This is a genomic window from Citrobacter sp. L55, assembly GCF_002850715.1.
Lineage (GTDB): Bacteria > Pseudomonadota > Gammaproteobacteria > Enterobacterales > Enterobacteriaceae > Citrobacter > Citrobacter braakii.
On record NZ_KZ559426.1, the window covers coordinates 1 to 19342 of the forward strand.

Consider the following 19342-nt stretch of genomic DNA (forward strand, 5'->3'; position numbering starts at 1 on the left):
CAGAATAGCGCTGAGGTCTGCCTCGTGAAGAAGGTGTTGCTGACTCATACCAGGCCTGAATAGCTTCATCATCCAGCCAGAAAGTTATGGAGCCACGGTTGATGAGGGCTTTATTGTAGGTGGGCCAGTTGGTGATTTTGAACTTTTGCTTTGCCACGGAACGGTCTGTGTTGTCGGGAAGATACGTGATCTGATCCTTCAACTCAGCAAAAGTTCGATTTATTCAACAAAGCCAATCATTCAATACTCGCACTATCGAACGTTCGCCAGTTCGCCGTCGCCCGTTCTTGCATACGACGAGGCGGTGGTGTCTTCTCAACACCGCGCAGGAAATTTTTTGTATAGCGTCGCCCCCCCTACATCGTAAATTATAGCCACACTTTTTCTTGACTCACCTGCAGCTATCAACCTTCCAGCCTGAGCCCACTCTTCTGCGGTTAACTTTAGTCGTCTTGCACAAAAGACGGCGATATATCAGCCAGCGAGGAAACAGAACTGGCAGCGTTGCGAAGCTATCGTACTGAGTTACGTCGCATCGATTTGTCTTCCGCCCCTGATATTAACTGGCCAGAATATTCGGGGGCGTAGGCCATTCAGGATTTGAGGTATCTACCCGGTTAAGCAAGACACGATATTTCTTCCACTCCAACAACAGCGCGGTTTCAACGTCCGTTGCCATGCCCAGATCAACAGCATCCTGTAAGGGGGCTATTGCGGATGTTGCGACCGCCAGAAGATTTATTTTTTCCTGTTCCGCCAGCATCAGCAGATGTTCATTTTCTGCATCGGTATCGTGGACCCACTTTGCTCCATCCCACTTAACAAAATGACCTTCCGGTGCGACTGAAACAACATCGTCAGGTAACTTACCTAACTGGTCAATCGTGGTAGCTTTCCCGGTTTGAATGTCGTAAACAATTTTCCCTCGATGGTCCTCAACCAATGACCATTTTTCTGACTCATAATTAAATACAGCGACAAAACCAGCCTTCGCTGACGGCGGGGCAATATTGGTACTGTAAGCAGGTAATCCCGTATTAGCCGGGATAAACCCATCACATTTCCCAATATATTCATTTGTATCTGCACGAAGGTTGTAGAGAGTAATAGTCCGGTTTTCTCCGGTCATTTCAAAAGTCATCAGGCAAGCCTCACAATATAGTTAAACGCAATATTTTTAACGGTGTTTTCTGCATTTCCGGTTGCATGAACGGTCGCAGCATGTCCGTGATACCCCATAACCACATAATGGTCATGCGCACCGATACCCACCCAGTGATCATGAGGGCCAATCCACGTCACATGAGCATGATTACCACTTCCCTCAATACGATCTCCAGCTGACCATGAAACATTTGACGAATGCATCCCCAGCCCCTGGCCGGGAGTATCCCGGTATGCAGACGTTGAGCAATATCGAAAGTTATGTGCGTGCCAACCCCCTTCTGTGGATGACTTATTTCCGTAATCAAAACTGGTTGTTGGTTTCGAACCATAATCAAAAGAGCTGGTGTATTTCGTTCCCAGGTCTGTATCGGAAATGCTGGCTGTGTGGGCGTGCGATTTAATACCATCCTGTTCATACGAGAGTACCGTACGCCCGTTCGGTTTCCCCTTAATCGTCTGGCCTCGCATGTCAGGGATAACACCCGCTGGATACGCAATCGCAAGCAATGGATAGGCCGCTTTATCAAAAGGTTGCCCCTGCATTAAGGCGTACCCTGTCGGGGTTACATCAGATGGCCAGGGGATAGGTGCGCCGACAGGATAAGAATCTTCCGGCATCCACGGCGTCCATGCCAGCGTTGAATACTTGCTACGCGTATAACTGCGGGATGAGTTGTACACGCGGTAAATCTGTGTGACTCCGGCACTTCTCAATACCATCAGAGAACCTGCATTATTCTCCGGGTAATTCAGTGCCGCACTGGTATTAGCGTTCGCTCCCTGAAAATAAAGCCCCGGCACCTGGTAATCATCCAGATTCTGATTTTCACCAATCCCCACAACCTGGCCGTCAAAAATATCCTGCGCCGTGACATTGATGTCCGCAGCCAGTTCATGACCATTAACTCTGCGTGTTGAAGGTACTGCGCCAGCAGCCAGTTTTATTGTTTCTACTAAACCAAGGTTTTGTAGAAATAATGCGACATTCGGTATATCCGCGCCGTTCCGGTCTTTAGCCAGTCGCGCATTCGCATTATCCATTACGATCTTAACTGCCGCAGGGGTGGCGGCCTGCGTTTCACTGGTGCTGTTCACCGTACTATTAAGTTGTACAAGCCCCTTTCGTTGTGTCGTGCCATCGAGGACACCAATGGATTCACGCGACGTTTTTTGTGCTTCCGCGCCCCGCGTTTTTATCTCTTTCAGGTTCTGGTCAATGCGCAGAAATAACCCGTCGCCGGTTGCAACATTCAGCGTGATATTTGAGGTATCTGATACCGCCAGGCGAAACTGCATATTAACGCTGACACCACCAACCGGCTTATCGATCGATGGGCAGTTTGCCACCGCGTAAAGCTCTCCGGTGTCAGTCATTAAACCGACTTCGCGAACGGTGAATCCACCAACCCCGGTCGGCAGAACGATTTTTGCCATTAACTGCGTGGACTGTTCCGGGGACACCACCAGCTCAGCGATATCTCCCCGGTACGTTTCATTGATCAACCGGATTTGTGCCGGATCGGGTTTGACCTGCTTGCCATTACTGTCACCCACCACAAAGTGAGTCAGTACAATCAGGCGACCACTGGCCAGCGCCTCTGCCTCCAGTTCTTTACCCCGGTTAGTGATAATTGAGTAGTAATCAGCCATGAGATTCCCCGGCAAAAATGTCCACATCGATATGCGCTGTTGTCGCACCCGAAATATAAAAAGCCCCGTCCATACCCACATTCGCCATCACATCGATTTTGCTCAGATAGCTGCGCAGGTTCTTGGCCCGCTCGGTAAGCTGGCGGATCTGATGATAGAGAGCGTCGCTGACCCCCTCACTGCTCTGTACTTCGATCCGGAAGGTGTAAGGTTCAGCGCGCGGCGTGTCTTCCCACCACTCAACCACGGTCGTGGGCAGGTTTACGGAGCCGAGGGAACGACGTACCGCCCCGGCCGTTCCCCTGTGCTGATGCACATAAGCGGCATCTTTTATCACCTGTCGCTTCTGCGCCTCTGTCCAGCCGTCATCCCAGAAATCAACGGCATGCTCCCAGGCCAGCCAGGGGAGAAGATGCGCCGGACAGGTGTCAGGATTTTTGGACTTGCGCACCATATTGGTATCGAGGGTGGCGATCTGCTCAGCGCTGGCCTGCTCCTGCGCCCGCTCTTCATGAAATGCGCCAGGAGGTAGCAGAGATCGAAACTTAGCCGTCATTGCTGCTTACCTCCGTGCGGGTGACATTAATGGCGGTACACCAGGGCGCTTTACCCGGTTCCGCTTCCAGATCTGCTACCGGAGAAATCAGCCTTACCCGGACCACACCGGATTGCTGCAGCGCAGCATAAATGGCGGACAGCGGGACGACGGTTTTAATCCGATGGGAAAGCGTGGTGTATGACCGTAATACATCGATGGCATTATTCAGCACCGTACTGGCGTCCGGTCCTTCCGGGATCTCCAGCTCTGCCGTAACGGCATAGTTTTCAATCGTGGCACTTTTAACCGTCACGTAGTCCGTTAACGGGCGGATTTCATCCGCATTCAGTGTGCTGTTAACCTTATCAAGCAGGGGCTGCCCCGCCGCCCCATCCCCGGTACGTGACAGGACATAGACATCAACGTATCCGGGCCGGTTATGGGTTTCCGGCCCATAGGCATCGGCATCCAGCACATCCGTATCGGCAGACTTCGCATGAAAGCGGTATGAATTACGCGCGCCTGCTGTATTCAGCTGCGCCCATGAAAGCTGGATACGTTCACGAAATGCCGCATCGTCTTCCAGTTCAGGCTCCACTGGCGGAATGGCAAGCGGATCGCCGGGCTTAATCACCTGCCGTTTAACGTTGAATGCGGCGCCTATCTGGTCAAGGTCAGCCTCTTTTGCACTCGCGAGAAATACCGCCCGCACAGCATCATTAACCCGCTGGAACGCCAGCGTCAGCTGGTAGGCATTCACCTCCCCCTGTTTAAACGTCGGATCGGATTCCACCAGCGCATCAAACTGCTTATCAAGTTCCCGCAGGCGCGCCAGCCACCGGGTGAAGATTTCAGTCGCATCCGGCACCACAATGGCATCCGGTACGTCCAGTTCGGACAGGTTGATCACGTCATAGCCGCTTGCCATAAATCGTTATGTCTCCCGTTCTGACAGGTAAATTGGTTTCCTTGTTGATCCCCTCAATATCCAGCACACAGCCGGACTCCTCTTCAGGAAAGGAAACAAGCACACGTGTTACCTTCAGCCGCGTCTCCCACCGGGCCAGTGCGGTCGCAGACGCAGCAATTATTTGTAGCCGGGTCAAATCATCCCGGGGGTTATCCACCAGCGAAAACAGATCACTGCCATAGTCCCGGACAAGAACCCGGCTCCCGATGGGCGTGGTCAGTATGTCGCTGACCGACTGGCGCAAATGGGCGACGCCGGACAGGCGTTTTCCGGTCCGGTTGTTTACACCGTTCATGATTAAATTCCGTTGCTGAGTCGCCGGATGGCGGGAGGGTTAACCGAAGTAGGACGGGCCTGTTTTGTCCTGCTTTTCTGATTTTTTCGAAGCCGCTGCGGGTTTACGAATATCCACGACAAGGTTGTAGGTGTAGCTGAATCCTGCTGACGTCAGAGAAAAGACCAGAGACTCAACCACCCAGGCCCGATCCTCACGGGAGCCAAAACCGGAAGTCGACACACTTGCTTCTGCTGTCAGCGGAACATGTTTCGGGCGACATGGCCCCGTGAGCGTCATTTTCTGCTCGTTACGCTTCGCCTGTGTTTTCCTGGAATTTGCCTGTTGCTCGGCGGTGTTTCTCTCCGACTGGGTATAGGGATTGGTCATCGCCGGGCCATCATGTTCAACGGAGGAGGTCTTTGTCGTACCGTCCTCCTCGTCGTAATAACGCACGCCGATTTTCTCTTTAGCTTTTCCTCCACTCCCTGTAGCTTTACCTGTCGAACTCCCCCGCTCACCTTCACTGTAGGACCAGTTTGATACTTCATCCGGTGTGATGGTGATCCCGCCAGTCTGTTTCCCTGAAGCCGTTGCCGTGGCCCCCTGCTGTAAAAAAAGCCAGTAGCCTCCTGATGGTTTGCTCACTGCGTTGTAGTCACGCGCAAGCCTTGCGAGCAGGTTGGCATCGGATTCCGCCACCTGATCGATATGGCTGATATGAATATCTTTGAGCGCGTCGGCCACGCGGGGAATAAGCCCGTTATCGGTGGCCACCGTTTTGACAATATCGGCAAGACGAAGGTTATCCCAGCTCCGGGTTTTCTGGCTTGTCACATCTCCGGGTTGTTTCTGGGCGTTCATCGGCGCAGCGGTTGCATAAAGTTCGATACGCCTTGGTGGGCCGCTGCTCGAGACACCACTGACAACAAACCAGCCTTTATCGATCAGTTGATCATTGAATCCCAGAGCAACCCGAAGCCGGGCACCTTTAGTGGGAAGCGACAGCGTTTCAGAGATGAGGCTGATTTTCAGTTCATCTGCTTTCGCTGTTGCCCCACCATAATCCGTCAGGGTCAGTTCACTCAGGCATTGTTGCAGTACCCGGGTTATATCTTTCCCTTCGGCCTGAATGCTGAAGGCCGGCGCATATTCCGGCATCGCTGTCTGATCTGCCATATCAATCCCATAAACTGAATGGCGATTCCGCTACGGGCGTCACCAGATCCGGCAGAGTGATGTACAGGCCGGAAGGATACATAGCCCCCTGATCCGCCAGCCCCTGATTAGCTTCAAGAACCTGAGTCACCGAGTATGAAAGATTTTCAGTACCGTAATGCACGGCACAAATTGCATCCAGTACATCTCCGTCACGGGTTTGATAGATCGTCGGCATAGTGTTTTAGCGTCATCGTCCAGTTTTTATTTCGGTGACCGCCACCCGGTAAAAACTTACTCGTCGTGTCTGAAAAGTCGGTCACCACCCACCAACCCAGCACATCGCCTTCTCCGCTGACAAGCTGCTGGGGTTTCGCCTGTTCGGCAAGATCAAATAAATCATTCACCCCTTCCACCCCTTTACGGAAAAAGGCGTGAGACTGCCCTTCAAGCCTGACGGTACGGCCAGGCTTTCCGGTGTACTGAAGAAGGTCCTGTTTGCCGATGCGTTCCTGTTCACTCCAGCGCCAGCTGGCCTCACGGGTGAGCTGATGATAAGCCGCTGTATCAATCGAAAAGGCGAAACTCCCCAGCATCATCATCACGCGGGCTTCCTGCCCACCCCGTAATGCGCCTGTACTGAGCTGACCGGAATCTTCAAATATCGGGATAATTTCACTCACCAGACAAGTCTCCCATCCAGAAGGCTGTTATCACCATTAAAGGCAGAATTGTTTTTCGTCACCGTGGTCACTTCATCGGCAATCGCTTTCTCATCCTGTCCCGGCGCGGCATTAATTTCGAAGTGATACTCAAATTTGCGGTTATCGGTTATCTGCCGTGATGGCGGCTGCTTATCCAGTACATCCATTTTCTGAAGCAGACTTTCCCAGTAACCGCCCGTGCTCTCGTCTTTCAGAATCACCGGCTCAGCAGGTGAACTGTCTGTTGCAGTAACATTCCTGTCCTGCTGCCCGGCGGGAAGAAGGGGTGCATTCGGATACTTATCCCCTGCGCGGGCGCTTTCTCCTTCCCCCTGGCTGTACGTCAGCACTGATGGTTCTCTTTCCCACTGGCTGGCAGATGTTACCGGCTCATGCGCGTAATTATCCCAGGCTCCGGCACTGCTTTCCGGTTCCTCTTTAACGGTTTGCGCGACATGGTCCTTGTTTTGCTGTAGCGCCGCATTCCAGTTTAAAAGCGAGTCGCCGCCTTCCGGTGGCAGGTATTTATCAAGCGATTTGTTAAACGCCTCATCGTCGCTGTCAGGACCGAACCATCCACGGGTATCGTTCCATGACTCTTTTACTTTTTCTGGCAAGTCAGGATGAGTTGCCAGTTGCTGCGAAAACCATTCTCCCTGGCCTGTCTGCTCAGCTCTGAGGCGAGCCATATTCATTCCGTTACCAGCCAGCGTTTTCAATACATCGCGCTGGTCATTTCGTTCATCCGGAAGTAACCAAGACAGTTTTTTAGCCAGCGCGTAAATAATTTTGCCGACAAAAACCACCCCCTGCCCGAACGACAGAACGCCGGGATAGAGGTCGTTTCGCAGGAAAGTCACAATGCGCTTGATCCCGCCACCTTTGAACCAGTCAGCAAGATCATTTGTCAGATTACGGATATCAGGCGCCAGTTCATTTCCCAGTTGCCCGGAAATTTCAGCAACAGCAGAAGAGAAAACAGTGCGGAGATTATTGATAGCCTGATTACCCGCAACCGCCCCATCAGCCCCCTCTTTAGTCACAAGGTTGTAGCGCCGCTGTTCGTCCATCAGGTCGCGGTAGCTCCGGCCAGACTGCTTGATAAGCATCAGCAGTTTGCTCGCTTCCCCGCCAAAAAGAGAATCCAGTGCGAAGGAGGCTTTTGACTCGTCCTGAAGGCTGAGCGCCCGTTCAACAATTTTGTCGAACTGCGCCATATCGCTGAGCCCGGCAAAATCCCCCGCTTTGAAACCGAGCGTTTCAAACGCATCCTGCAGCGAGTCCTGCTTACCGTTCTGTTTATACTCCCCGGATTTGTGCAGATACTCTTCAAAGAGATCGCCAATGTTTTCCGCATTCATGTCGTACTGCTTCGCCAGAGAATCCCAGGCATTAAACGTGGCCACGTCCACGCCGTAACTTTTTGCGACATTAGTGCGGGTTGCCGTTTCAGCATTGGTGGCAGCTGGCGCTATCAGTGTGCCAAGTGCTGAAGCCACCACACCGCCACCGCCAATAGCCAGCCCGGATCCAAACATCCCGCCCACCTGCCCGGCGATCCCCAGACCGCGCCGGAACAGACCTTTACCGGCACCTTTGAATGCCTGAATGCGCTGTGCTTTTTGCATCTGTACATTCAGTTTCTGCTGCTCCGCCTCCGTTTTGCGGATTTCCCTGGAAACATCGGTATAGCGGCGCTTCAAATCCCCCAGGCTTTCACCGGCCAGTTTGGCGCGCTTGATTTCTGCTGCCAGTTTGGTCTGATCTTTTGTCAGTCGTTCAGACTGCTTTCCGACATCTTTCAGGCTTTTTTGCAGACCATCTGCAGATCGTTTCCATGAATTATCCAGGTTCCCGCCAAAGGTAATGACGGCCTTAAGGTTCTGGCTTATTCCGCCCACGGTTTATCGTCTCCAGTTCGTCGGTCAAAAAATCAGAGAAAGTGCTGAACGGCATATCAAGGTATTCCGCCATCGGAAAATGCAGCCGCCGCCCCAGAAATCTTATTGCCCGGAGGAGCCCGCCTTCGGTCGCTTCGCGGGCGGGAGCATAAAAACGTTAAAGGCATCCAGCAGCTGTGAATAATCTGCCGCCGTCATCAGCCAGAGATCCTGTTCACTGAGATTGCACAGCAGCGCAATCATGCGGGCTTCTTTCTCTTCTTCGTTGCCGCGGTCTTTGGCATGAGTGATGCGATCGCGAACCAACGGTTCACGCATGGTGACTTCATCGATCACAACCCCGCTATCAAGTGATACAGGGGAATACAGTTTTATAACGCGGGTTTCACCAGGAAAGCTCATAGGTTGCTCCATAAAAAAACGGCCCGCAGGCCGTTACAGTGGTGGGATAACAGTAAAATCAGAGACGCACTTTGGCAGCCAGGCCAGAAAGCACATCCACGCCATTCACCCGGCGGGCGAAACGCTCTGTATCAATGGCGAACAGTTCGCGCCCGTCCAGTGACTGACGGTAGTAGCTGACAGCAATATCAACCGTCACGGCATTTTCGGAAAGCGTATCCTTACTCCGCGCATCCGGCGTGACGGTCTGTACAAACCCCTCAATTTCCTCAACCGTACCGCGCGCAGTGCCGTTACCGAGATAGCCCTGATAAGCCGTAAAGCGTGAACGGCTGCCGCTGACAAAACCGAAGCTGGCCAGCATATCCGTATCTATCCCATAAAATTTAACCTGACAGGTCAGTGCCTCCATGCCGTCATCAACCGGGGTGGGCGCATCCTGTGCGCCGGTACGCAAATCCGTTTTGACAATAGCCAGAGACGGCGGCGTAAATTCATGCGCCCCCTGAATACGGATCCCCTGCCGGAAGAAGGTCCAGACGCGTAGTGTGTTTTTATCGCTCATGCTGCAAGCATCTCCTCAAGCGCATAGTTATTGTTCACCCGGACGCGCAGGCTGATAAGTTCAGTCGGCGATTTCGGACCAAAGTCATAGTTGATGTACAGGACACCCGACGCCATGGTTTCCGCGGTGTTCAGTTCTTCATCCAGCCAGGCCCGCCCACCGAATATGGCGCCAAGACCGACCAGTTGCCGCATATAGGCATTGATGGTACCGATAATGTCATCCGCATTTTCCCGGTCCAGTGGGCGGTCAACATACTCCAGCATGGTTTCCTGAATGCTGTCCTCAATAACATCAGCTGTACGGCGTACAGATTCAAAACGCCACTGTGGATTGGTAGCACACAGGCGGTTACCCCAATGTTTAAAACCCGCCCGGCGGATAATGGTGGACACGTTCTGCATGTTGAGCAGGTTTGCATCGCAGTTCTCATCCCCGAGGATAAATTCATCGATCTGCTCAACACCGAGGATGTTGTTGATGTCCTGGTTCGACTTGCTCCACCACCAGCCTTTTTCAAAGTCGATGCGGGCGCGTAACCCGGCAGCAAACGCAGAGTAAGGGCGATAAACCAGCTGGCCATCTGCATCGCTCGCCTGGACCCGCGGGCGCAACAGTTCAGTTCGTGCGCCATAGGACTGGCGACGCTGTACCACTTCCTGCAGCGTCGCGCCGGAGGCGCAGTCAACATATGCAACGGCGCGCAATTTCCCGGCCACGGTTTCCAGCCCCTTACCAACCGCATCGTCCTCACTGAATCCCGGCGCTATCACAATACGCGGATGGTACGTGGTAACAGATTTCGCTGAAGACAGGGTGCCGATCCCCTTCAGTACCGCAGCGCGTCGTTTTGCCACATCGTTTTCATCTGCCACACGCACCACCACCGTCAGCGCATTACGCTGATCGTTAATGTCTGTCAGTGCCTGTTTCAGCGTACCTTTTTCACCCAGGCGGGATAACAGCGTGGTGCCGACGACCGCCACCGGCGTATTGAGCGGAAAGGGTTCATCTTCACCCCCTGCCAATTGCAGGCTGAAGGGCTGGATAATCCCGTCACCGCGCCCGCTCGCACTGACTTTTGCGCCATCAACACCACCGACAGCCTCAGCAACGTCTCCGGGTTTAGCCGTGATAACACCGTGCTCATCACAACCCAGCGTGATGTTCAGTGTCAGCGATTCAGGATCCCAGCTTGCTGACGTCACAACCGCAGCAGGATTTTCGGCTGCCGGCTGTCCGGCCAGCGCAGCGACATTGATGACATTGCCTTCCCGCCCCTTAATGGTTGCAGTGAAGTCGATAACGTTATCGAGAATGGGTGTACCGGATGATCCCGATGCGGCTGTTCCCCCCGACGCATCAGGTGCCGTTCCCACCAGACCGATAATGGCGGTCTGGATCGTGGTAACCGCCACCGTACCCGAGGTGAGTTCAATAGTTTCAACGCCATGTAACTGAGACATGTTTTTTCTCCAGGCATAAAAAAACCTGCCGCAGCAGGTCACATTTTCTGATTAGGTTTATCGGTGAGCCCGCCGCTGTCGCCGCGGTGATCGTGGTTGTTAAATACTTCACGTATCTTGCTCATGCTACCGGATTTATCCGTTATCTCCTTTGACGCCCCGATATTCCCTGCAACCGACGTGTCAGCATTAATCTGGGTTTTGCCCTGGACTGTCAGGGTATCCGTAATTTCAACCGGACCATCCAGCGTGCCTTTACCGACAATTTTGTAGGTTCCGCCATCAGCCAGCGTAATCGTCAGGGCATGCGCGTTCCTGTCATAACGGATCTCGGTCCCGTCGCTGTAACGGGTAATGTGCTCGCTGTCACTCCCTTCCGGCACAGGCAGCTTTCCCGTGTTCCAGCCGGGAAACACCCGTCCGTTGTTGAGCTCTCCGGCTTCGGACAGGACCGTAACCGCATCCCCCACGGCATAAGGATTTGAATCCGCCCGGTTAGTTCCTGAAAACCCCTGGCACAACGGCAGCCAGGTCGTGATGATATCCCCCAAATCCACCCGGCATTTTGGGATACGATCGTGCCTGACGGAGTGGATAACGCCGCGCCGGACAAGGTTCGCCAGTCTGCGCTGCAGGTCGCCTGCTATATCACTCATCGGGCTGAGCCTCCCAGATAAGTTGATAGTCATCCACGTGATTACGGCCCGTATCAGGTGCAGCACCCAGCCAGGCCTGCTGCAGAGGCATGCCATTGTTTGCAAAGGGGTCAGTACCAAATGCAGCCGCCTGGGTGAATGAAATACGCCAGACCAGATAATCATCCATTCGCGGATCAAACTCATCACGTTCAGCCGTGGTGAATACCGCAGGCTCAATATGGTCCAGACCAAACTGCTGCCCGTCAATCCACTGGGTAATATCGGCCGCAGCGGTTCTGACAAAAATCTCAGGCTGACTCACACCCGATCCGGCGGCATCCACCACCACGAAGAGATCACAGGTTAAATTAACGCTCAGTTGCCCCTCATTACCTCCGCCCTGTTCCCAGCTGTTAATCGAGAAATACACCGCGGGCGTGGTCAGCCCCAAAAAGCGGGGAACATTTCGTTCCGGATACGCACCGGCATCACGCACCCATCCGATTTTTTTTAATGCGTCAGTCACGGCATCGTGATACCGCCCCAGCAACAGTGGCTCGGCCATCGTTCGTTACCTCAGACAGAAATACGGGCTTTTACGCGCCCGCGAATGTCGGTTTCAAAGTGATGCATAAAAATCTCCATCGCTTCCGCAAATGCGTTGTCCTCAATGTAGTTCAGCATCGGTTCGTAGATATCCATTTCTGCTTCGCGTGTCCGGCGGGTCTGGGGATCGCGAATAACCACCGTCCGGCGATTATCCCGTTTTGAACGCGACACCTCCCCGTTTTCAAACGACCGTTCGCTCAGCAGATTACCTTTCGGGGAAAATCCGGCGTTATCTGCCTGGCGGCGCGCTTTAATAAAACGCCCTGTGTTGCGGTCACGCCGGGTATGGTGCGGTCGCAGCCGCCCGTTGATTCGTCCTTTAAGGTCTTTCACCTTAATGGCATTCAGCCCGAACCAGAGCCGGAAGTTATCCAGTTGCGATCCCCTGTCCAGGCGAAAAGACAGCAGACGGCGCCGGACCAGATCCATACTGCGTGGGGCCAGCCCGTCTTTCAGATCCGCCATCGCTTTCTTTCGCAGCGTGGCGGCAGTACGCCTGAGCGCGCGCGAGTATGCTGCACGGAACTGTTTTTGCGTCGCACCGATACTGTCCGCAATTCGCCAGATAACATCCACATCAATATCGACGGGTAAATCCCGTCGCAGTCGAGACTCCCGCGCCATATCAGCTCCATTTATCGATCTGAGGCTGTGTTTTGCCGGGTTCCCCATATGCCAGCGTGACGCGGGTCCGCCCTTCTTCATCCGCGCCGATATGTGTCACCCGGTAAGGGATGGTGTTGATCACCACACCGTCATGTTTTTCGAGACCGGAAATATCCGCAGTCATTGCACTGAACGCCGGGGAATGGTTCTGAATCTCCCCGCCACCCGGTACACCCGACAGCGCATCCGGTGATTCAAAAATCACGGTCACCAGACGCGGGCCTTCACCCGTTTGCAGGCATGCAGGGACTTCTTCGGCAAACGCCCGGTTAATCCGGGCATCTGCTTTAGCCAAACGCTCCCGGAACCGGCTCATCAGAACCCCAGGCGGACGGCAACATCAGCATCATCCGCCTCAGCTGCTCCCCAGGCGGAACCAACAACCGGGTTTGGCGTTGCATCATCGCCTTTTGCCACCGTCAGCTTGCCGCCAGCCAGATACAGTTTCTGGCCTGCCGCAATTTCTTCTGCCGCTTTAGGCAGCACAAAAACACCGGCCATATGCAGTGTTCCCCACTCGCCTGCTGGAATATCGCTGTGTGCCACCCCGGCAATTCCGCCGACCGCCACCAGCGCACCGGATGAAACGGCATCAACACCCGCATTGTGATAATCCAGTGTGGTACCGTCCTGCTGATAGTTCTTCGCCATGTTTTTTCTCCATAAAAGGAAAAGGCGACCAGCGCCGCCTTCAGGGATAAAAAAACCGCCAGGCGGCGGTCGTTATTTTTTGGTGACTTTAACCAGCCCGCGCCAGTCAAGCGGGGCCACACCCGCATCAATGCGCACCTTGAAAGCGGCACCGTCCACAGTGAAGCCCTGCTGCTGTTCCAGATATGGCGTGTCGATACCGTCCAGATAGGCCACTTCAATGGTGTCGCGCCCCTGCGCAGCAGTCAGGTAATAATCGGTCGGGCTGCTGTCATCCAGGCGGGCCTCAGAAGCCACTGTCACAAAGTTCTGGATCGGGTTAACGATCCCGCTGTTCGCATCTGCGCCCGGTACGCTGGCGGACTTAATCAGCTGGTTTGCCCGTGACTCAATTGCCACTGGCGTCAGCATGTAGGCCGGACGAATATTCAGACGACGATCGCCGGATTTTTGTAGCAGCATTGCCTTACGCGCAGTATCCAGCCCTTCAATACTCAGATCGGCTGCAACAAGGTTGCCATGATCGGCGTGGAACAACGGCTTACCGTCCGACATTTTCGGGTTGCTGGTCAGTACCGCCCAGACCAGATCGCCGACAGTGGCTCGCGCAGCAAGCCCCATTGCCTGCGGGATACGCGTCAGCATATCCAGGTCGTCGTTGATGATAGTCTGGCGGTCAATGCTGAAAAGCTCACCATAGGTGGCCAGTGCAATCGGCTCACCGCGATCTTTAATGGTGACATATTTATATTCCGCCCCGGCGCGAACCTTACGGAGCGATGCCAGTGATTCCAGGCCAACGCGGTGCGCGGTTTTGAAATCGGTCAGTGTGCCTTTACGGGTCCACTGTTCGAATGTTTCGCTGGCCTCATCCCAGCCAAGCAATGCCGCCTTATGCGCCACATCCATCAGGATATTGCCGAAATCGCTGCTGCTGTGGGTGAACGCCAGCCCAACCATCGCCTGTGCTGTACCGACACCAGAAATACCGATACCACGATCCACCAGCGAGGCGCGGGCCAGTTCGCGCAGGGTATACCCGTTGTAGGCGTTATCTTTTTCCGCCTGCGCATAGCCCGCACGGTTCATTACCGCCGCACGAATGGAATCACCAACAATGTTCCCGTTACCCGCATGAATGTGAACTGCCCCCGGTCCGGCACTCGGGGTCGTCCCTGCCGCCAGCGCATTGAGCAATTTGGTACGGGCCTGTTCCGCTGAGCAGGAAATATCCGTGATACATTCTGCTTTCAGCGAGCCGAAAGCAGGAAACGCATCAAACACAGCAGAAACTGCGCTGACTCGTTCAGTATTCGCTGCCTGCATCTGCTGCTGGAGCTGGGCGGCCAGTGCGGTAATGTCGATATTTCCTGCCAGCGGTTGCTGGGTGGGTTGCTGTGCCGGTGGGTTATTTGCGGCCTGCGGCGCCGGGTTTTGTGCGGGTTGCGGCTGACTTGCAGGGGCTTCGGCACGCGGCCCAAAAAGGTTTTTAATCTGTTCTGGCATATTCTGGTAATCCTTCAGTTTATTTTGATTCACACAGGCCGCGGCCTGCAGTTCTGGTTCAAGCGTGTCAGCGAAACCTTTTTCCACCGCCTCCGCGCCATTAAGCCAGGTTTCAGCTTTCAGCATCGCTTCCAGTTCTTCCTGCCCCAGCCCGGTCTTGTTCATGTAGGCACTGAGCATCAGCGCTTCATTACGATCAAGCCAGGCAGCGTAATCACGCATATCATCGGAATCCCCGGCGATCCCGCCCCACGGTTTGTGCACCATCAGCCAGGCGTTTTCCGGCATATGCACCGTGGCGCCAGGCAGACAGACAATCATTGAAGCCATACTTGCAGCCACGCCATCTACCCAGATATCCAGCTTCGCTTTCAGACGGGACAAGGTGTTAAAGATGGCAAATCCCTGCATCACATCGCCGCCCGGGCTGTGGATATGCAGATCGACGGCGCTGGCCTCAAACACCCCGGCCTCCTTACAGTCGGAGACGAACTGCTGAGCGGTAATCCCCCAGCCGCCGATCACGTCATAGAGAAATATTTCCACACGCCCTGCAGCCAGTGCGCGAATCTCATACCAGCACTGACCGTTTGCGGCATCGATACCAGCCACACTGGCGCGGGGGTTAATCATCGTCCCGTGACGGGGCGGGCTTATCATTTGCTGCATCAGGGAGCACTCCTTTATCGTTGGCGGCGTCTGAGTCGAACACCAGCCCGTTTTCTCGGTTGAATTGGGTTTCCCGGAGACGCTGACGTTTCACCTCCTGCGGATTCTGACCACGTGCGCGCGTCCATTCGGCTTCTGTGCCTGCCCCCCCACGGACAATTGCCTTCCAGGCAGCAGCCTCTTTTCCCGGATCAATCCATGGCATGACTGGCCCAAGATAGAGCGCGTTGTAAAGGGATTTTTTGTCGACATCTTTGGGGATGGTAACGCCACTGAGCAACGCCATTGCCAGCCAGTTTCGGTATACAGGACGGCTTTGCTGCCCAACAAACCACTGCTGCAGAACGTTGTAACCTTCAAAACTCTCTACCAGCTCCTGTCGCTGTGAACTGTAGGTACCGTTGTAATCCCGTGCGATGCTGGAATAACTGCCACGTGTCCCCGCCGCCACAGCGCGCATCTGACCATTCCTGAACTCATACAGATGAACATTCGGGCGATTCGACTCCACCATGCCCAGATCCTCGCCTGGCTTTAGCTCGTCATAAATCATCCCCGGCGCAATATCGTAATGGCGCTGTCCACCCGGTGTTGAAAACTCGGTTTCTGTATCAAGAGACTGAGCATCCCCACGTTTGATATAGAAACCCAGCGCCGCCGCAATACGTGCCGCCACGCGCTCACTCTCTTCATAATCCTTAATATCGGAGAGTCGGGTGATCACGCCATGGATGAGGCTGATCCCCCTTAACTGGTGAAGCCGTTTACGCATAGCCAGGTGCAGCATGCTGTCAGCCGAAACAGTTTTTAAATCAGCATTGAGTCCGGCAAAACTGGCAGGATGGTTCTTATAAACTCTGTAGCCCGTCGGTCGCCCCCAGGCATTGACAATAATCCCCTGGCGGATCTGCTGCCCGGAGGTACTGTTCAGGTTAAACGGAACAAAATCCGCCTCCAGCAGTTCAAGAGAAAATGGTACCTGGGTTGAATGCTGCAACCCGGCTACATTTCCCCGCACCATCTGTGTAAACACTTCACCATCACGCAGTGCTGAACGTAACAAAAGCCGCTCTGCTTCCGGACGGGTAAACATCCCGGTCACTTCCGGACGAACCGACCATTCCGCCCAGAGCGCGGATAACTGACCAGCAAACTCAGAGTGAAGATTACCCTCAAGATCAAGCGGCTGCGGTTCAACGTGGATCCCGTGAGCACCGATAACCCGATCCTCCATCTTGTCAAAAAGACCAATCACCAGATCATGGTTTTCATCAAGCCAGCGGGCCTGCTCTCGTAATGAAGTACCGGCTGCAAATACAGCGGTGTCCGCTGACCGGGATTCACGTTTCCCCTTATGCAGACGAGTCGGATTTGCTGCCTCATAGGCTCTGAGTCTGAGTCGGTTTTGTGCGCGTGATGCCGCCCACCCGGGCGATATTGCGCCCAGTGCCTTTTCAAAAAATCCCATGATTTGCCTTACAGAAAGTTAGCGAGTTTGAACGAGCCGTTGCGGTTTGAGACAGCGCGCCAGCGCCTTTCCCAGTATTCAAGCTCGTCACGCAGGGCTTTAGGGTCATGGTTGGTAATTGCCCGGCCATTAACCCCCGTGAATGACACGCTTTTACCGTCCAGGGAATCACGGTATGCCTGGCGTACTGTTATCAGCATCTGCTGAATTTCTGATTTCGTCACAGCCAGCCTCCGTTATCACTGACACCCAGCCAGCCACCAGAAAGCGGGCAGGACGGTTCAGTTACAGATACAGAAGATGAACGTACAGGTACCGCTTTTTTCACAGCAATCTCCCTGGGGCGCTCCCCGTCAATGATGTTTGAATTACACTCCTGAGCGGCAGCCCATGCCGGGGGCTGTTCCCAGTCCCGGATTTTTTCATAACCACGCAGGACAGCGACGGCGTGGGCATAACAGAAAAGGTCAAAGGCTTCGTTATTGCCTTTTCCGGGCTTGCGCCATTTTCCGTCCGTGCCACGTTCTTCATAGGTCAGTTCTTCGTAGAACCACTCCCCCAGCCAGTCAGGAAAATGGATAAACCCGGCACCGGGGGTTTCACGCTCAAGGTTGTTACTGAGCTGATCTTTTAGCAGGTCTGTCTGCAACAGATATACCGGAACCTCACCACGCGCATCCGCCCGGCGATCGCTTCGGCCTGTGTTGTCAGGGTGCGTTTTGGTAATGATTTTCTGGCGTCGGGTGCTGTCACCTTTTATCAGGTAAACCCGTTTACCCAGTCCGTCATGACGACACTGGCGCCAGAATTTATAGGCGTTATCCGTTACCCCATCTTCCCCGCCGCTGTCGACAGCCATTGCAAGAATGGGCATCCGTCGCGAAGGGTCTGACTGCAACGCATAGGTTTTTTCGAGGACATCCGTGATGAGCAGTTGCCAGTCTTCCGGATAGGATCCGGGATGCACCTGCTGCGCCTCACCATTTTCATCACAACGCAGGGACTGGCGGATGTTATAGCGGTCCACCAGCCAGCGTTCGCCGTTTTCACCGTACCCTATGATCTGGACGACAAAACGGCGCTTCTTCCCGCCCTGCACATCCACCGACGCCAGAAGAAAACGGACTTTCGGCGGCACAAGTCGTTTGCCATAGTCTTCTGCCCGCAGCATCAGCACGTCAGCACGTCGCTGCTCACTGGCTGCACGGGGAAGATAAGGCAGGCCCCAGTCAGTATTAATTACCGTTTTGAGCGTTTCTTCGCTGCCAGTGGCTTCATAGTCCTGCTCCGCCGTCAGTAATTTGTAAACCAGTTGCGCCCATGTCTGGTATGCCGCCGCAGGTCCCTCCATCCAGAACGAGGCAATGCGCGAGCGTCGGGCTTCTCCGGTTATGTTGCCCTCACGGTCGATAGTCTGCCCCTCACGCAACCAGACCCCCTTTCCGTTCAGTTCCCGCTTTCTGTCGGCGGTAATCATGCCGCTACAATGCGGACAATCAATATGCGCCGCTTCACTGGCTTTTACCGGGTCAGACGTTTCCCGGTAGCCTGTCATCGCCTCCATGGCCGGTTGAAAGTATTCCCCGCAATGTGGACATGGCCAGTACCAGCGACGACGATCACCGCGGTTATATAAAGACAGGATCCCGGTCGTGGGAGGGGCTTCGTGAGGTGACTTTCTCCGCCACTTCGTATTGGTGATTTCCCTGCCCGGTGAACTCTCGACCAGCGTCATCCCCGCAGACATAAAGGTGGTGGTACGTTTTGAAGCAAGCGAAAATCCGTCCCCTTCCCCGTCGATATCTTCCGGGAAGCGATCGTAATCTGTCAGCGCCACACACTTAAAATCTGAGGATGACATGATGTTGATAGACGGCCAGCCTATCTTCAGGTAGTTCCCGGCAAGGAAAGTCCGGTCATGCACGTTGTTGTCATTGCGTGAGGGACTCAGCCGGCATGCCACCTCCGGGCTGACACGAAATGTTCGGGCCAGACGTTTTTTGGAGTGTTCGCGCGCTTTCTCTTCCGTCATCTGAATGATGAGCATGTCAGACGGATCGCAGACAACGTTGTACACCACCCAGCCATCAATCAGACCAATGGTTTTACCCGTTCGGGCAGGGCCAACAAAAATGACAGCATCATATTCGCGTGATGCCAGGCAATTCATCGGCTCCACAACATAAGGGGCAAGATTAGGATCCCACTCAACGGAGTTACCCACGCCGACCGGAACACGCATATATTTATGCACGGCTTCGGCTACAGGCATTCGGCGCGGTGCTCTGATGATCCCGGCAGTGTTTTTTCTTAGCTCCGCCGCCGTGGCCTGTCGCATGG

General features: G+C 54.3%; 23 protein-coding genes and 1 pseudogene. 1 reads left to right on the plus strand and 23 read right to left on the minus strand.

The genetic code is table 11. The annotated features are described in order from the left end of the window. Together B9P82_RS26440 and B9P82_RS26445 are read right to left on the minus strand one after the other, a co-directional pair. On the minus strand, positions 1-202 hold a 202-nt coding region (locus B9P82_RS26440; protein ID WP_210404999.1), incomplete at its 3' end, for a transposase. A gap of 113 nt (positions 203-315) precedes the next feature. Beyond that, a pseudogene (locus B9P82_RS26445) lies at positions 316-453 on the minus strand (helix-turn-helix domain-containing protein); the annotation flags it as partial. Positions 454-504: 51 nt separating this feature from the next. Here B9P82_RS26445 and B9P82_RS26450 point away from each other — a divergent pair. Beyond that, positions 505-588 carry a tail fiber assembly protein gene (locus tag B9P82_RS26450; RefSeq protein WP_371412096.1) on the plus strand — a complete coding sequence of 28 codons (84 nt, stop codon included), beginning with the start codon at positions 505-507 and terminating at the stop codon, positions 586-588. On the opposite strand, the gene B9P82_RS26455 is transcribed toward B9P82_RS26450, so the two are convergent. The 21 genes from B9P82_RS26455 to B9P82_RS26555 form a co-directional block, all read right to left on the minus strand. Further along, positions 560-1141 carry a tail fiber assembly protein gene (locus B9P82_RS26455; protein WP_101701284.1) on the minus strand — a complete coding sequence of 194 codons (582 nt, stop codon included), beginning with the start codon at positions 1139-1141 and terminating at the stop codon, positions 560-562. The two genes, B9P82_RS26450 and B9P82_RS26455, sit on opposite strands and share 29 nt — an antisense overlap. Next, on the minus strand, positions 1141-2817 hold the full coding sequence (locus B9P82_RS26460) for a phage tail-collar fiber domain-containing protein (RefSeq protein ID WP_101701285.1): 1677 nt from the start codon (positions 2815-2817) through the stop codon (positions 1141-1143). Before B9P82_RS26460 ends, B9P82_RS26455 begins: the two co-directional genes overlap by 1 nt. Beyond that, complete coding sequence (locus B9P82_RS26465; RefSeq protein ID WP_016150406.1) at positions 2810-3373, minus strand: phage tail protein I; 564 nt, start codon at positions 3371-3373, stop codon at positions 2810-2812. Before B9P82_RS26465 ends, B9P82_RS26460 begins: the two co-directional genes overlap by 8 nt. Beyond that, positions 3363-4283 carry a baseplate assembly protein gene (locus B9P82_RS26470; RefSeq protein ID WP_033816599.1) on the minus strand — a complete coding sequence of 307 codons (921 nt, stop codon included), beginning with the start codon at positions 4281-4283 and terminating at the stop codon, positions 3363-3365. The genes B9P82_RS26465 and B9P82_RS26470 overlap by 11 nt, the downstream gene beginning before the upstream one ends. After that, complete coding sequence (locus B9P82_RS26475; RefSeq protein WP_033816600.1) at positions 4267-4620, minus strand: GPW/gp25 family protein; 354 nt, start codon at positions 4618-4620, stop codon at positions 4267-4269. Before B9P82_RS26475 ends, B9P82_RS26470 begins: the two co-directional genes overlap by 17 nt. 39 nt (positions 4621-4659) lie before the next feature. Next, complete coding sequence (locus tag B9P82_RS26480) at positions 4660-5778, minus strand: contractile injection system protein, VgrG/Pvc8 family (RefSeq protein WP_033816601.1); 1119 nt, start codon at positions 5776-5778, stop codon at positions 4660-4662. A 1-nt stretch (position 5779) separates the two neighbouring features. Beyond that, positions 5780-5995, minus strand: coding sequence for a tail protein X (locus tag B9P82_RS26485; RefSeq protein ID WP_101701286.1), 216 nt, complete (start codon positions 5993-5995; stop codon positions 5780-5782). Continuing rightward, complete coding sequence (locus B9P82_RS26490) at positions 5970-6440, minus strand: phage tail protein (RefSeq protein ID WP_101701287.1); 471 nt, start codon at positions 6438-6440, stop codon at positions 5970-5972. Before B9P82_RS26490 ends, B9P82_RS26485 begins: the two co-directional genes overlap by 26 nt. Continuing rightward, positions 6437-8362 carry a hypothetical protein gene (locus B9P82_RS26495; RefSeq protein ID WP_101701288.1) on the minus strand — a complete coding sequence of 642 codons (1926 nt, stop codon included), beginning with the start codon at positions 8360-8362 and terminating at the stop codon, positions 6437-6439. Before B9P82_RS26495 ends, B9P82_RS26490 begins: the two co-directional genes overlap by 4 nt. A gap of 102 nt (positions 8363-8464) precedes the next feature. Continuing rightward, entirely contained in the window at positions 8465-8764 is a 300-nt protein-coding gene (locus B9P82_RS26500) for a phage tail assembly protein (RefSeq protein WP_016150413.1), read from the minus strand. A 58-nt stretch (positions 8765-8822) separates the two neighbouring features. Further along, complete coding sequence (locus B9P82_RS26505) at positions 8823-9329, minus strand: phage major tail tube protein (protein ID WP_016150414.1); 507 nt, start codon at positions 9327-9329, stop codon at positions 8823-8825. Next, the gene (locus tag B9P82_RS26510) at positions 9326-10795 is read right to left on the minus strand and encodes a phage tail sheath family protein (RefSeq protein WP_101701289.1); all 1470 of its coding nucleotides are present in this window, start codon (positions 10793-10795) and stop codon (positions 9326-9328) included. Before B9P82_RS26510 ends, B9P82_RS26505 begins: the two co-directional genes overlap by 4 nt. A 38-nt stretch (positions 10796-10833) precedes the next feature. After that, positions 10834-11451 (minus strand): phage baseplate assembly protein V, encoded by a 618-nt coding sequence (locus tag B9P82_RS26515; RefSeq protein ID WP_047357975.1) that lies wholly within the window; start codon positions 11449-11451, stop codon positions 10834-10836. Further along, on the minus strand, positions 11444-11998 hold the full coding sequence (locus B9P82_RS26520) for a hypothetical protein (RefSeq protein WP_101701290.1): 555 nt from the start codon (positions 11996-11998) through the stop codon (positions 11444-11446). Before B9P82_RS26520 ends, B9P82_RS26515 begins: the two co-directional genes overlap by 8 nt. An 11-nt stretch (positions 11999-12009) precedes the next feature. After that, positions 12010-12666: a hypothetical protein gene (locus B9P82_RS26525; RefSeq protein WP_101701291.1), complete on the minus strand. Its 657-nt coding sequence runs from the start codon at positions 12664-12666 to the stop codon at positions 12010-12012. Position 12667: 1 nt separating this feature from the next. After that, entirely contained in the window at positions 12668-13024 is a 357-nt protein-coding gene (locus tag B9P82_RS26530) for a head-tail joining protein (protein WP_040230736.1), read from the minus strand. After that, positions 13024-13359, minus strand: a complete 336-nt coding sequence (locus B9P82_RS26535) for a capsid cement protein (protein WP_101701292.1) — start codon at positions 13357-13359, stop codon at positions 13024-13026. The genes B9P82_RS26530 and B9P82_RS26535 overlap by 1 nt, the downstream gene beginning before the upstream one ends. 72 nt (positions 13360-13431) lie before the next feature. Next, a complete protein-coding gene (locus tag B9P82_RS26540) occupies positions 13432-15534 on the minus strand; it encodes a ClpP-like prohead protease/major capsid protein fusion protein (protein ID WP_101701293.1) in 2103 nt (700 codons plus the stop codon). Beyond that, positions 15491-17002 carry a phage portal protein gene (locus B9P82_RS26545; protein WP_101701294.1) on the minus strand — a complete coding sequence of 504 codons (1512 nt, stop codon included), beginning with the start codon at positions 17000-17002 and terminating at the stop codon, positions 15491-15493. Before B9P82_RS26545 ends, B9P82_RS26540 begins: the two co-directional genes overlap by 44 nt. An 8-nt stretch (positions 17003-17010) precedes the next feature. Further along, a complete protein-coding gene (locus B9P82_RS26550) occupies positions 17011-17226 on the minus strand; it encodes a hypothetical protein (RefSeq protein ID WP_101701295.1) in 216 nt (71 codons plus the stop codon). After that, complete coding sequence (locus B9P82_RS26555; RefSeq protein WP_101701296.1) at positions 17223-19340, minus strand: phage terminase large subunit family protein; 2118 nt, start codon at positions 19338-19340, stop codon at positions 17223-17225. Before B9P82_RS26555 ends, B9P82_RS26550 begins: the two co-directional genes overlap by 4 nt. Positions 19341-19342 lie beyond the last annotated feature (2 nt).

Excerpts from the sequence above, each read along its gene's own strand:
- B9P82_RS26555 (WP_101701296.1), bottom strand. The coding sequence starts at position 19,340 with ATGCGACAGGCCACGGCGGCGGAGCTAAGAAAAAACACTGCCGGGATC.
- B9P82_RS26485 (WP_101701286.1), bottom strand. The coding sequence starts at position 5,995 with ATGCCGACGATCTATCAAACCCGTGACGGAGATGTACTGGATGCAATT.
- B9P82_RS26460 (WP_101701285.1), bottom strand. The coding sequence starts at position 2,817 with ATGGCTGATTACTACTCAATTATCACTAACCGGGGTAAAGAACTGGAG.
- B9P82_RS26505 (WP_016150414.1), bottom strand. The coding sequence starts at position 9,329 with ATGAGCGATAAAAACACACTACGCGTCTGGACCTTCTTCCGGCAGGGG.
- B9P82_RS26535 (WP_101701292.1), bottom strand. The coding sequence starts at position 13,359 with ATGGCGAAGAACTATCAGCAGGACGGTACCACACTGGATTATCACAAT.
- B9P82_RS26470 (WP_033816599.1), bottom strand. The coding sequence starts at position 4,283 with ATGGCAAGCGGCTATGACGTGATCAACCTGTCCGAACTGGACGTACCG.
- B9P82_RS26465 (WP_016150406.1), bottom strand. The coding sequence starts at position 3,373 with ATGACGGCTAAGTTTCGATCTCTGCTACCTCCTGGCGCATTTCATGAA.
- B9P82_RS26520 (WP_101701290.1), bottom strand. The coding sequence starts at position 11,998 with ATGGCCGAGCCACTGTTGCTGGGGCGGTATCACGATGCCGTGACTGAC.
- B9P82_RS26510 (WP_101701289.1), bottom strand. The coding sequence starts at position 10,795 with ATGTCTCAGTTACATGGCGTTGAAACTATTGAACTCACCTCGGGTACG.
- B9P82_RS26540 (WP_101701293.1), bottom strand. The coding sequence starts at position 15,534 with ATGCAGCAAATGATAAGCCCGCCCCGTCACGGGACGATGATTAACCCC.
- B9P82_RS26530 (WP_040230736.1), bottom strand. The coding sequence starts at position 13,024 with ATGAGCCGGTTCCGGGAGCGTTTGGCTAAAGCAGATGCCCGGATTAAC.
- B9P82_RS26480 (WP_033816601.1), bottom strand. The coding sequence starts at position 5,778 with ATGGCAGATCAGACAGCGATGCCGGAATATGCGCCGGCCTTCAGCATT.
- B9P82_RS26545 (WP_101701294.1), bottom strand. The coding sequence starts at position 17,002 with ATGGGATTTTTTGAAAAGGCACTGGGCGCAATATCGCCCGGGTGGGCG.
- B9P82_RS26475 (WP_033816600.1), bottom strand. The coding sequence starts at position 4,620 with ATGAACGGTGTAAACAACCGGACCGGAAAACGCCTGTCCGGCGTCGCC.
- B9P82_RS26500 (WP_016150413.1), bottom strand. The coding sequence starts at position 8,764 with ATGAGCTTTCCTGGTGAAACCCGCGTTATAAAACTGTATTCCCCTGTA.
- B9P82_RS26515 (WP_047357975.1), bottom strand. The coding sequence starts at position 11,451 with ATGAGTGATATAGCAGGCGACCTGCAGCGCAGACTGGCGAACCTTGTC.
- B9P82_RS26525 (WP_101701291.1), bottom strand. The coding sequence starts at position 12,666 with ATGGCGCGGGAGTCTCGACTGCGACGGGATTTACCCGTCGATATTGAT.
- B9P82_RS26455 (WP_101701284.1), bottom strand. The coding sequence starts at position 1,141 with ATGACTTTTGAAATGACCGGAGAAAACCGGACTATTACTCTCTACAAC.